Genomic DNA, 11494 nt, shown 5'->3' on the forward strand with positions numbered 1-11494 from the left:
CGCGCTGTGGCGACCGCCACTTACCTGGGATTATGCGCGGAAGTAGGAGATGTCCGTCTTGAAAATGTCGAATCCGAGCCGGCGGTAGAGGGCAACGGCGGCCGCGTTGGACTCGTCGACATAGAGATTCGAGACGGTCAGGCCCAGCCCGGCCAGGTGACGCAGGCCGGCCACGCTCAGCGCCGCCCCCAGGCCCCGCCGGTGGCCGGCCGGGTCGACACCCAGCACGTAGATCTCGCCGATCGCCGGGTCGACCCCGGACGCCGGGTGCACCTTGGTCCAGTGGAAGCCCAGCAGGGTGTCCTCGATGTCGACGGCCAGCAGGAAGCCGGCCGGATCGAACCATGGCTCGGCCTCGCGCAACCGCAGATCGTCCTCGGTCCAGCGACCCTGCTCGGGGTGGTGGGCGAAGGCCCGGGAGTTGACGCCCAGCCAGGCCTGCTCGTCGTGGCCGGGGCGGAAGCTGCGCAGGGTGACGCCGGGCGGCAGCGGGATGTCGGGCAGGGGCTCGGTGAGCGGGCGGCGCATCTGCCACAGGACACGGACGCGCTCGAAGCCGTTCTTCTCGGCGAACGCCCGGGCACCGGGCTCGTCGCCGTGCGCCCAGAAGCGCAGCGGGCCACCGCCGGCCGCGGCCAGCAAGGCGGTGCCGTGCCCGTGGCGGCGCGAGGACGGGTGCACGAACAGCTCGCCCGAGCCGTCGTGCTCGAGATAGGCGTACCCGGACAGGTGGTCACCGGTGTAGGACAGAAAATGCGTGTGCGCGGCCGGGTCACCCCCGCCGCGCACACGCAGCACAACGTCTTCAGACAATGGGTAGACGCCGTCGGCCTGCTCGGCGGCGGCGGCCAACGCGAGCACGTCGGCCGCCTGAGCAGCACTCAACCGGTCAAGAGAGCGGACGGTCGTCATGCCACCGACACTAGACCGGAAGCGAGACCGGCTCGTTGTCGGGCAGCTGGCGGCCGGACGGCGGGGTCACGAACTTGTAGCCCACCTGGCGCACCGTGCCGATCATCGACTCGTACTCCGAGCCGAGCTTGGCGCGCAGCCGGCGGACGTGCACGTCGACCGTGCGGGTGCCGCCGAAGTAGTCGTAGCCCCAGACCTCGCGCAGCAGCTGGTCGCGGGTGAAGACCCGGCCCGGGTGCTGGGCCAGGAACTTGAGCAGCTCGAACTCCTTGTAGGTGAGGTCGAGCGGGCGGCCCTTGAGCTTCGCCGCGTAGGTGTCGGGGTCGATGTTGAGCTCCCCGGCGCGGATCGAACCACCGGCACCGGCGGTCGCGTTGCTCAGGCGGCCGACGGCCAGGCGCAGCCGGGCCTCGACCTCGGCCGGGCCGGCGCTGGCCAGGATGAAGTCGTCGACTCCCCAGTCGGCGTTGAGCGCGATCAGGCCGGCCTCGGTGACGACCGCCATGAGCGGGACGCCGATGCCGGTCGCGTGCAGCATGCGGCACGTGGCGCGGGCCTCGGAGAGCTCGGAGCGGGCGTCGACCAGCACAGCGTCGGGGCTGGGCCCGGACACCAGAGTGCGGACGTCGCGGGGGGCGGTGCGTACGGAGTGGGGAAGCAGATCCAGCGCGGGCAATACGGCGGAAGTCTCGCCGGCCCGTGCGGTCACCAGCAGAAGGATTTCCACACTCACCTCCGTCCTTGCGGCACGAGGCCGCTCGGGTGACTCGATGGCGTCACATCTCGGCGTCCGCCACCGGCGGACATTTCCCGGCGTCACCGACGGGTGGGCTGGGCTTACCTTAACCGATGCATCACCGAGAACGCCTCGATCGTTTGACTGAGTGATGTAGTGAACGCCCTTCCGGCGTACGAATGGCAGTTTCGTAACAGGCCTTTAACGCAGGGCCGGGGAATTGGGCCTTCGCGTGGGTTCTGGCACCATCCCAGGGGTGTTCCCCACCATGCCGCAGGACGAGTCCTGGGACGCCGACGCCTCGCGCGAGATCGCCAGGGCCGGCGGCAAGCGTCCGCCGGCCGGTTCCCGGGACGACATCGACCCCGACGACAACACGACCGAGCCCGGCGAGGAGGACGATCTCGACCTCGACGAGCTCGAGGTCGTCCCGGTCCGCCGGGAGCTGTCGCTGGCCATCGCCGGTTTCGCCGGGCTGCTCGCGCTCGGCCTCGTGCTGGGTGCCCTGACCTCGGCGCCCGACTCCCGCCTGCCGTACGCGATCGTGCTCTTCGGGGTGCAGCTGCTCGCGCTGCTGGCCTGGGTGATGGCGCTGCACCCGCCGGCGCTGGCCACCACGGCCGGAGTCTGCGTGGCGGTCGCGCTGGTGGCCGACTATCTGGCCGTCACGAGTACGCGGGCCGCGTTGCTGCCACTGGTCTATGTGGCCCTGGGCGGCTTCGTCGCGGCGGTGCTCGGTCAGCTGGTGCGGGCCGACGACCGCAAGCGGGTCACCGACTCGTGGCGTACGACCCTGGTGATCGTGTCGGGCGTGGTGGCCTACGCGATCCCGATCGTCCTCACCCGGCAGGAGCTGGGCACCCAGACGCTGACCGTCTGCGCCGTCGCCGCGGGTGTCGCGCTCGTGGTCGCCCGGGCCACCGACGCGATCTTCCCCAAGCCCCGGCTGGCCGCCCAGGTGCCGCGCGGGGCCACCGGGATCGTGCTCGGCGCGATGCTCGGCACGCTGGCCGCGGCCGCCCTGGGCAGCCGGCTGGTGCTGCCGTTCACCCCGGCCAAGGGTGCGATCGTGGGCCTGATCGCGGTGCTCATCGCGCACCTGGTCGACCTGGCGGTCAACTTCGGGCAGGCCGACCGCCGGCTGGCCGGGGACGCGCCGACGTTCTGGGTGGCCCGGCACATGCAGGGGCCGCTGGGCGCTTTCGCCCTGCTCGCCCCGGCCACGTACGCCTTGAGCCATTGGTTCCTGGCCTGACTGTTTCGCCGGGGCCTGGCCGGGGGCATGTACGGTTCTCGGCAGTTTCGGCTCTGGGAGAGGACGGCCGTGAGCGGCGAGGTCTACGGCACTGAGCGCCCCCGTAAGAAGAAGCGGTGGGGTCGGCGGCTGCTCATCACCCTGCTCGTCTTCCTGATCCTGCTGGCCGCGGTGCTCGTGGGGCTCGACCGGTTCGCCGCGGGCTATGCCGAGCGCATGATCGGCGACCGCGTCTCCGAGCAGATCGCCGATCAGAAGGCGACCAGCGAGAAGCCGGACGTCACGATCGAGGGCATCCCGTTCCTGACCCAGGTGCTCGACGGCCGCTACGAGCAGATCCGCATCCAGCTGGCCAACCTCTCCGGCCCGGCCGGCAACAACCGGACCGTCCGGGTGGCCAACCTCGACGTGCACGCCAACGACGTCGACGCGCCGCTCGACACCATCCGCAGCGGCACCGGCGACATCGTCGCCCAGACGGTCACCGGCACCGGCACCATCGACTACCCGCAGCTGGCCGAGCTGATCGGCCAGCCCGGCCTCAAGCTCACCGAGCGGGACGGCAAGCTCGTCGGCAGCGCGCCGGTGCAGGCGCTCGGCCAGACGTTCGACGTCTCCGGCACGGCGACGGTCGCGGTGAAGGAGGGCGTGGTGCAGGTGCGCTTCTCCGACGTGACCGCCGAGGGCCTGCCGAACGTGCCCATCATCCGCAACCTGATCGACGCCTACGTCCAGAAACTGTCGGTTGACCTGCGGGTTCCGGAGCTGCCGCTCAAGCTGGCCGTGCAGAAGGTCGAACCCACTCCCGACGGTCTGCGGTTCACCGCCGGAGCCAACGACGTGTCACTCAACGCGGGCGGTCTGTGACCCCGGCCATGTTCCCGGATCGTGGTCGGCGCTGTTACCGGCACGTGAACCGCTGGTAGGGTCCATTCCCATGAGCCCGTTGCTCACCAAAAGGCGTGCGGTCGACCTGTGCCGCATGGCCGCCTGCCTGTGTCGCCCTGTCATCTGACGGGGCCACCAGTGCTGAGCACGTTCTAGCTCTCCCCGCCGGCAACGCTGCCGGTTCGTGGTGCCCGTCGCACGACAGCTCGAGATCCGTTCTCCATCTCCACTGGGTCCCGCGCGCGGTGCGACACACAATCTCCGTGCGCTGACTCTCCCCCATCTCTCACCTCACAGGGAGTGAATCGATGAGTCGCGACACCGCACTCGTTTCGGCCGACTGGGCCGAGCAGAACCTCGACACCCCAGGCCTGGTCTTCGTCGAGGTCGACGAGGACACCACCGCCTACGACGGCGGGCACATCCCCGGCGCCATCAAGCTCGACTGGAAGAAGGACCTGCAGGACCCGGTCCGGCGCGACTTCGTCAACCAGGAGCAGTTCGCCGCGCTGCTGTCCGAGCGGGGCATCTCCAACGAGGACACGGTGATCCTCTACGGCGGCAACAACAACTGGTTCGCCGCGTACGCGTACTGGTACTTCAAGCTCTACGGCCACGAGCAGGTCAAGCTGATCGACGGCGGCCGCAAGAAGTGGGAGCTGGACGCCCGTCCGTACACCAAGGACGTGCCGGTCCGCGAGAAGACCAGCTACGTGGCCCAGGCGCCCGACCTGTCGATCCGCGCCTTCCGCGACGAGGTCGTCGAGGCCATCGGCGTCAAGAACCTGGTCGACGTGCGCAGCCCCGACGAGTTCGCCGGTCGCCTGCTCGCCCCGGCCCACCTGCCGCAGGAGCAGTCGCAGCGCGGCGGCCACATCCCGACCGCGATCAGCGTGCCGTGGAGCAAGGCGGCCAACGAGGACGGCACCTTCAAGTCGGACGAGGACCTCGCCAAGATCTACGGCGAGGCGGGCCTGGACGGCAGCAAGGACACCATCGCCTACTGCCGCATCGGCGAGCGCTCCTCGCACACCTGGTTCGTCCTGCGCGAGCTGCTGGGCCACGAGAACGTCAAGAACTACGACGGCTCGTGGACCGAGTACGGCTCGCTCATCGGCGTCCCGATCGCCCTCGGCGACGAACCCGGAAAGGCGTGACACCATGACGTCTCCGTCGAACATCGCGGCCGGATGCGCCGCTCCTGACCAGTCGGCCCCCATCCCGGCCAGCGTGGACATCCACCGCGAGACCGTGCTGACCGGCATCGTGCGCAACGCCGAGGGCGAGCCGGTCGGCGGCGCGTACGTGCGCCTGCTCGACTCGACCGGCGAGTTCACCGCCGAGGTGGTCTCGTCGCCCGAGGGTGTCTTCCGCTTCTTCGCGGCGCCCGGCTCGTGGACCCTGCGCGCCCTTTCCCGCAGCGGGAACGGTGAGGCCATCGTCGACGCCACGGTCGGTGTCAACGAGGTCGGCCTCAGCGTCGCCCCGGCCTAGTCCAGGCTCAGGTGCCGCCGCCCGTGACCACCACAGCGGTCGGCGGCACCTCCGGACGGCGACGGGTCAGCCGGCGGACGCCCGTGTTGAGCACGGCGATCAGCGGGACCGCGACCAGCGCGCCGATGATGCCGGCCAGCACGACGCCCGAGGTGATGCCGACGATCACGGCCAGCGGGTGGATCGCGACCGCCCGTCCCATGATCAGCGGCTGGAGCACGTGACCCTCGATCTGCTGCACGAGGATCACCGCGCCCAGCACGACCAGCGCGATCACCCAGCCCTTGTCGACCAGGGCCACCAGCACGGCGACCGCCCCCGAGACCCCGGCCCCGACGATCGGGACGAACGCCCCCAGGAAGACCAGGGCGGCCAGCGGGAACGGGAACGGGATGTCCAGGATCATCAGCGCGATGCCGATGCCGAGCGCGTCGATGAACGCGACCAGCACGGTGGCCCGCACGTAGGCGCCCAGCGTGGCCCACGAGGCGTCCCCGGCGTCGGCCAGCGACCAGCGGGCGTTCACCGGCAGCAGCCGGACGATGAATCGCCAGATCTTGCGGCCGTCACGCAGGAAGAAGAACGTCGAGAACAGCACCAGCAGCGCCCCGGTCAGCACCTCGAAGACGGTCGTCGCGGTGGCGATGCCGGTCGAGGTCAGCGACGCGGTGTTCGAGTTGATCCAGTCCTGCGCGTTGTCGATGGCCTGGTTGACCTGGTCGTCCGACAGGTGCAGCGGCCCGGTCTTGGCCCACTGCTGGATGGTGCGGATGCCCGCGGTGGCGCCCTCGGTGAGCTGGGGCAGACCGTTGACGAACTGGGTGATCACCAGCGTGAGGGTGCCCGCGACGGCGGCCAGCCCGCAGATCAGGACCAGGAACGTGGCCAGCGACGGCGGCAGGCGCAGCCGGCGGAGCCAGCCCACGGCCGGAGCCAGCAGGGCCGACAGCAGCAGGGACACCGCCAGCGGGATGACCACCACGCTGATGATGCCGATGAAGCGCAGCAGCGCCCAGCCGACCAGGCCGACGACGATCAGCCGCCAGCCCCAGGCGGCGGCCATCCGCAGCGAGTGCGGCACCTCGGCGTCATCCCGGCTGCTGGTCGAATGGTGCACGTCGTCCGGCTCGGGCGGTGGCGGCATGAATTCGGCCTCGGTGTCCTGCTCCGTCCGCGAATCGTCGCGCGCGAGGCGCACGGACTCGCGGCCGGTGTCATAGGCCCGCCGCAGGTTCTGCCGGACTCGCTGCAAGCGGCTCACAACCGCCTACCCCCTCGCTTTCGGTACGAGATAACAACCTAGTGCCGTGCGCTCCCGGCCGGGGCCCGCCACGGCGAGCGGCGTACCGTCAGCAATCGTGAGTGCCGACACCCAAACCGAGAGCGCGCTGCCGATCCGCATGCTGCACGACCGAGTCCTCGTCCGGCAGGACGGGGGTGAGGGTGAGCGGCGCTCGACCGCGGGCATCGTCATCCCGGCCACGGCGTCGATGGGCCGCCGGTTGTCGTGGGCCACGGCGGTCGGGGTCGGGCCGAACGTACGCTCCATCGTCGTCGGTGACCGGGTGCTGTTCGATCCCGACGACCGCTCCGAGGTCGAGCTCCACGGCCGGGAATACGTTCTGCTGCGCGAGCGTGACGTGCACGCCGTGGCGGCCGTCCGGGTCGAGCCGGACGGCACCGGGCTCTATCTCTGAGCCTGCTTGATCGCCTGGGGGCGGTCGGTCACCGTACGGGTGACTACGCTGACTGCATGGCCGACGATTCGCCGCCCTCGCCCGCCCCCGTCGAGCCGACGGCTGCCGCGGCCACCGATGTCATGCCGGGCACGGTGCTGCCCGTGGCGGGCCGCAAGACGGGTTGGCGGCGCTGGCTGCCAATCGCCGGGGTGGTCTCGTTCCTGCTGGCCGGCGCCATCGGCATGCTGCTGTTCCTGGGTGTCAACATCGGCGTCACCGGCCTGGTCATCGGCCTGACCGCCGCCGTGCTGCCGGTCCCGCTGCTGGTGGCCGCGTTCCTGTGGCTCGATCGCTACGAGCCCGAGCCGATCCGCTACCTGGCGTTCTGCTTCGCCTGGGGCGCCGCGATCGCGACCGCGGTGGCGCTGCTGGTCAACACCGGCTCGGCCGTGCTCTTCGACAAGATCGGGCTGCCCGACGCGCTGGTGGCGGTGCTCGTGGCGCCGTTCATCGAAGAGTTGATGAAGGCGGCCGGCCCGCTGCTGCTCTTCTGGCGGCGGCGCGCGGAGTGGTCCGGCATCACCGACGGCATCGTCTACTGCGGGCTGTCGGCGCTGGGCTTCGCCATGGTGGAAAACGTCCTCTATCTGGGCGAGCACGGCTACGCGGCGGGCGTCGAGCAGTACGGCCCGGCCACCGGCCTGCAGAACCTCTTCGCCATCTTCATCGTGCGGATCCTGTTCACCGGCTTCGCCCATCCGCTGTTCACGGCCATGACCGGCATCGGGCTGGGCCTCGCGGCCCGCTCCGGCGACCGCAAGGTGCGCTGGCTGGCGCCGATCGCCGGCCTGCTGCTGGCGATGATCCTGCACGGCACGTTCAACCTGCTGCCGACGCTCTCGGTCAGCCTGGCCCAGCCCCTGATCATGCTGTACGGCTATCTCGGGTTCATGGTGCCGTTCTTCTTCGCGGTCGTCGGCTTCGCCATCGCGCTGCGCGCGTGGGAGGGCCGGCTGACCGAGCGGGTGCTGCCGTTCTACGTGTCCACCGGCTGGTTCTCACCGCCCGAGGTGGCCGCACTGGGCAGCCTCGGCCGGCGATACTCGGCCCGCCAGTGGGCCCGTCGGGTGGCCGGCGACGCCGGGCAGAAGGCCATGAAGAGCTTCCAGTTCGCCTCGACCCAGCTGGCTTTGCTGCGCGACGGCATGAACCGGGGCCTGGACCGCAAGCCGCGCGACGTCGAGAAGGCGGCGGCCGAGGAGCGGCGCCTGCTGACCGAGATCCTCGAATACCGCGCGATCTTCACGGCCAAGGACCCGCAGGCGCCGCAGGCCTTCTGGGACGGCCACAACTATCAAATCGCCTTCCCCGACGGGATCACCCGCACCGTGCCACCACCGTCCGAACCGGTGGTCCCGCTCCCCATCCGGGCGCCGCAGCCGGCCTTCGCCTATGGCGGCTATCCGCAGCCCTTGAGCGCGCCGCCGTCCTACGGCGGGCAGCCCGGCCATCCGCTCGCCGCCCAGCCGACCAGTGGCGCCTACGGCCCGCCTGCCGGCTACAACGCGTGGCCCCAGCCGGGACAAAACCAGCCCGGATACGGAACTCAGCCCGGCTACACCCAACCCGGATACGGCAGCCAGCCCGGATACGGCAGTCAGCCCGGATCCACCCAGCCCGGCTACGGGAGCCAGCCGAACTATGGCGGCCAGCCGACGCAGGGCGCTCAGCCTGGCTATGCCGGCCAGCCCGGCTATGGCGCGCAGCCTGGCTATGCCGGCCAGCCCGGCTATGGCGCGCAGCCTGGCTACGGCGGCCAGCCCGGCTACGGCGCGCAGCCGGGCTATGGCGGCCAATCTGGCGATGTTGCTCAGCCTGGCTACGGCGGCCAACCTGGCTACGGCGCGCAGCCGGGCTACGGCGGCCAGCCTGGCGATGGTGCCCAGCCTGGCTACGGCAGCCAACCTGGCTACGGCGCGCAGCCGGGCTATGGCGGCCAGCCCGGCGATGGCGGAGGACCGAACTCGTACGGTGCTCAGCCGGGACACAACGGCCAGGCTGGGTATGGCGCTCAGCCCGGGCATGGCGGCCAACCCGGACAACCGCCTACCGACGGTGCACAGCCCGGACAGCATGCTGGACACGACGCCCAGCCTGGACAACACCCTGGATACGGCGCACAGCCCGGATACGGTGCTCAGCCCGGATATGGCGCTGCGCCCGGACAGCAGCCCGGATATGGCGCCCAGCCGACCATCGGCGCTCAGCCTGGCTATGGTCCCCAGCCGGGCTACACCTACCCCGCTGCCCAGAGCCCCCAGCACGCACCCGGCGGCGCCTATCCGACGCCGCCCCCGTTCGCGCCCGCGCCCTCCGAGATCCCAGCGGCCGCGACCGACGTATCCCCGCCCGCGGAAGCCCCCACGGCTACGACTGACGCCTCCCCGCCCTCCGAAGCCCCCGCGGCAACGAACCAGGAGAGCCACCCGAACCCGCCTCAGCCGTAGGCCCGACGGATCAGGCCGGCGGGCGGCTCAGTCCCGAGCGCGGGGCCGGCCGCCGGCGGCCGGAGTGCGGACGGCCGACGGCCCGGCGGACCAGGCGCGGCGCTTCGGCGTAGTCGATGCCGCTCGCGCGGAGGATGTCCGTGGCTGTCGTGCGGATCTGGGCGACGATCACGCCGCCCGAGAAGCCCACACCCTCCTCGTACGCCTGGCCGCACTCCGTCGCCGCCCGCAGCGCCCGCTCGCGGGCCGCGACCGGCTCGACGCCCTTGGCCCACTCCTGGCGCAGCAGGTCGACCGCGTCGCCGAGCAGCCCCACCGAGACGGCCAGCACTTGCGGGATCGGTTCGTCGTCGCCCAGCGCCGTGTCGGCCCGGCGGCTCATCACCCGGCAATTCCGCAACGCGTACGTGATGTGGTTGGCCCCGTCGACATAGAGCGCCAGCGCCCCCCGGCTCCGCCAGCGGGCCGGCGCGAAGGCGACATTTTCCCGGGCCGCGGTGACCGCCGAGGAGAACGCGGCGAACGTCTTTTCCGCCGCTCGCAGCCCGATCAACGCGTCCGCGATCGTGGTGCGGTCACGCTCGGCCAGCCCCTTGCCGAGCTGGTGCAGGCCGGCCGCCAGCGCGCGCAGGGCCGGATCGGCGGCCCGCCGCACGACGACGAGCGGGTTGAGCGGCAGCAGCACAGTCATCACGGCCAGCCCGACTCCCCCGCCGACCAGCGCGTCGAAGAACCGCGTCCACGGCAGCCCGGTGGTCGAGGTCAGCGTGGCCACCAGCACCGCCGACGATGCCGACTGCACGACCAGCGGCGTGCCTCCGCCGACCGCCGTCGCCAGGACCACGGCGAGCAGGACGATCAGCCCGATCTGCCACGGCCCGCTGCCGATCAGCAGGATGAGGGCGTCGCCGATGCCGATCCCGATGGCCACCCCGAGAACCAGCTCGGCCGTGCGGCGGGCCCGCTGCCCGACCGACGAGGCCAGCGTGATCACGGCCGCGATCGGCGCGAAGAACGGCGCGGGCCGCCCGATCACGTCATGCGCCAGAAACCAGGCGATCCCGGCTGCCACGCCGGCCTGCATCGCCAGCGCCAGCCCGTGCCGAGCCCGCCGTAGCCCCTCGCGCACGCCGGCCGCCGCCCGGGCACCCACCCGTGCGACCCGCTCCTGCCGTGCGCTGTCGGTCATGACCTCTGACCCTAGGTGCTTCCTCACCCGAGCATGCACAGGCAGGCGCCGCCTGTGGACAACTCACGATTCCGGGCGGACAAAAAGTGCATGGGCTGGACGAGGGACGCTGCCTGTGGACAAGCCACCGGCCGGCTCACCGAGCGCGTACCGTCGCCACCTGCGAACGCGGATCGGCTGCGGGGGAGGATGGCTCGGTGGAGAATCTTGTGGGGCGGTTCCGGGAGGCTGTTCGGGCCGCCGGGGCCACGGCGGCTGATGCGGATCTCGATGCCGCGGCCGGCTATCTGATCGGGCGGTGGTCGGAGCCGCAGCGGCAGTATCACACTGTTGCGCACCTAACCGCTGTGCTCGACGTGGTGGATCGGTTCGCCGGGCTGGCGCCGCATCCGGAGCGGGTGCGACTGGCGGCGTGGATGCACGACGCCGTCTACGATCCGCGGGCGCTCGGCGACGCCAACGAGCGGGACAGCGCCGAGTTCGCCGAGGGCCTGCTGGCCACGCTGGGCGTGCCCGACGAGACCGCGGCCGAGGTGGCGCGGCTGGTCAGCCTCACCGCGGGCCACGCCACCGAGGACGACGACCCGGACGGTGAGCTGCTCTGCGACGCCGACCTGGCCGTTCTGGCCGGCGACGACGAGGCATATGCGGCCTACACCGCGGCCATCCGGCGGGAGTACGCCCACGTGCCCGACGACGACTTCCAGGCCGGCCGGGCCCAGGTGCTCAAGGCGTTGCTCGAGCTGCCGTCGATCTACCGCCTGGCACCGCTGCGCGAGCAGTGGGAGTCGACGGCCCGCGCCAACCTGGAGCGTGAGCTGAACGGTCGGTGAG

At 71.2% G+C, this 11494-nt stretch carries 12 protein-coding genes; 8 read left to right on the forward strand and 4 right to left on the reverse strand.

Annotated features, from left to right (window positions below):
- Positions 1 to 30: 30 nt before the first annotated feature.
- Together mshD and NAG42_RS04570 are read right to left on the reverse strand one after the other, a co-directional pair.
- Positions 31 to 912 (reverse strand): mycothiol synthase, encoded by an 882-nt coding sequence (gene mshD / locus NAG42_RS04565; protein WP_250028184.1) that lies wholly within the window; start codon positions 910 to 912, stop codon positions 31 to 33.
- A 10-nt stretch (positions 913 to 922) separates the two neighbouring features.
- Positions 923 to 1645, reverse strand: coding sequence for a winged helix-turn-helix transcriptional regulator (locus NAG42_RS04570; protein WP_308201108.1), 723 nt, complete (start codon positions 1643 to 1645; stop codon positions 923 to 925).
- Positions 1646 to 1904: 259 nt separating this feature from the next.
- Between NAG42_RS04570 and NAG42_RS04575 the strand changes: the two genes are divergently transcribed.
- From NAG42_RS04575 to NAG42_RS04590, 5 genes are all read left to right on the forward strand, one after another.
- Positions 1905 to 2903 (forward strand): hypothetical protein, encoded by a 999-nt coding sequence (locus NAG42_RS04575; protein WP_308201109.1) that lies wholly within the window; start codon positions 1905 to 1907, stop codon positions 2901 to 2903.
- A gap of 69 nt (positions 2904 to 2972) precedes the next feature.
- Positions 2973 to 3770, forward strand: coding sequence for an LmeA family phospholipid-binding protein (locus tag NAG42_RS04580; protein ID WP_250028190.1), 798 nt, complete (start codon positions 2973 to 2975; stop codon positions 3768 to 3770).
- A 70-nt stretch (positions 3771 to 3840) separates the two neighbouring features.
- Positions 3841 to 3918 carry an Ms5788A family Cys-rich leader peptide gene (locus NAG42_RS45280; protein WP_322112171.1) on the forward strand — a complete coding sequence of 26 codons (78 nt, stop codon included), beginning with the start codon at positions 3841 to 3843 and terminating at the stop codon, positions 3916 to 3918.
- Positions 3919 to 4099: 181 nt separating this feature from the next.
- A complete protein-coding gene (locus tag NAG42_RS04585) occupies positions 4100 to 4948 on the forward strand; it encodes a sulfurtransferase (protein WP_250028193.1) in 849 nt (282 codons plus the stop codon).
- A 4-nt stretch (positions 4949 to 4952) separates the two neighbouring features.
- Positions 4953 to 5285 carry a DUF1416 domain-containing protein gene (locus NAG42_RS04590; protein WP_250028195.1) on the forward strand — a complete coding sequence of 111 codons (333 nt, stop codon included), beginning with the start codon at positions 4953 to 4955 and terminating at the stop codon, positions 5283 to 5285.
- A 7-nt stretch (positions 5286 to 5292) separates the two neighbouring features.
- Here NAG42_RS04590 and NAG42_RS04595 read toward each other — a convergent pair whose 3' ends face one another.
- Positions 5293 to 6546, reverse strand: a complete 1254-nt coding sequence (locus tag NAG42_RS04595; protein WP_250028198.1) for an AI-2E family transporter — start codon at positions 6544 to 6546, stop codon at positions 5293 to 5295.
- A 139-nt stretch (positions 6547 to 6685) separates the two neighbouring features.
- On the opposite strand from NAG42_RS04595, the gene NAG42_RS04600 reads away from it, so the two are divergent.
- Both NAG42_RS04600 and NAG42_RS45455 read left to right on the forward strand, forming a co-directional pair.
- Entirely contained in the window at positions 6686 to 6982 is a 297-nt protein-coding gene (locus NAG42_RS04600; RefSeq protein WP_249999670.1) for a GroES family chaperonin, read from the forward strand.
- 56 nt (positions 6983 to 7038) lie between these two features.
- Positions 7039 to 9471 carry a PrsW family glutamic-type intramembrane protease gene (locus NAG42_RS45455; protein ID WP_438872355.1) on the forward strand — a complete coding sequence of 811 codons (2433 nt, stop codon included), beginning with the start codon at positions 7039 to 7041 and terminating at the stop codon, positions 9469 to 9471.
- 10 nt (positions 9472 to 9481) lie between these two features.
- On the opposite strand, the gene NAG42_RS04610 is transcribed toward NAG42_RS45455, so the two are convergent.
- Complete coding sequence (locus NAG42_RS04610; protein ID WP_250028200.1) at positions 9482 to 10660, reverse strand: FUSC family protein; 1179 nt, start codon at positions 10658 to 10660, stop codon at positions 9482 to 9484.
- 197 nt (positions 10661 to 10857) lie between these two features.
- On the opposite strand from NAG42_RS04610, the gene NAG42_RS04615 reads away from it, so the two are divergent.
- Entirely contained in the window at positions 10858 to 11493 is a 636-nt protein-coding gene (locus tag NAG42_RS04615; protein ID WP_250028203.1) for an HD domain-containing protein, read from the forward strand.
- Position 11494: the final 1 nt, after the last annotated feature.

This window comes from Paractinoplanes maris (genome assembly GCF_023544465.1).
GTDB lineage: Bacteria > Actinomycetota > Actinomycetes > Mycobacteriales > Micromonosporaceae > Actinoplanes > Actinoplanes maris.

Coding starts and splice junctions, on each gene's coding strand:
- mshD (WP_250028184.1), bottom strand. CDS start 912: ATGACGACCGTCCGCTCTCTTGACCGGTTGAGTGCTGCTCAGGCGGCC.
- NAG42_RS45280 (WP_322112171.1), top strand. CDS start 3,841: ATGAGCCCGTTGCTCACCAAAAGGCGTGCGGTCGACCTGTGCCGCATG.
- NAG42_RS04585 (WP_250028193.1), top strand. CDS start 4,100: ATGAGTCGCGACACCGCACTCGTTTCGGCCGACTGGGCCGAGCAGAAC.
- NAG42_RS04590 (WP_250028195.1), top strand. CDS start 4,953: ATGACGTCTCCGTCGAACATCGCGGCCGGATGCGCCGCTCCTGACCAG.
- NAG42_RS04600 (WP_249999670.1), top strand. CDS start 6,686: ATGCTGCACGACCGAGTCCTCGTCCGGCAGGACGGGGGTGAGGGTGAG.
- NAG42_RS45455 (WP_438872355.1), top strand. CDS start 7,039: ATGGCCGACGATTCGCCGCCCTCGCCCGCCCCCGTCGAGCCGACGGCT.
- NAG42_RS04610 (WP_250028200.1), bottom strand. CDS start 10,660: ATGACCGACAGCGCACGGCAGGAGCGGGTCGCACGGGTGGGTGCCCGG.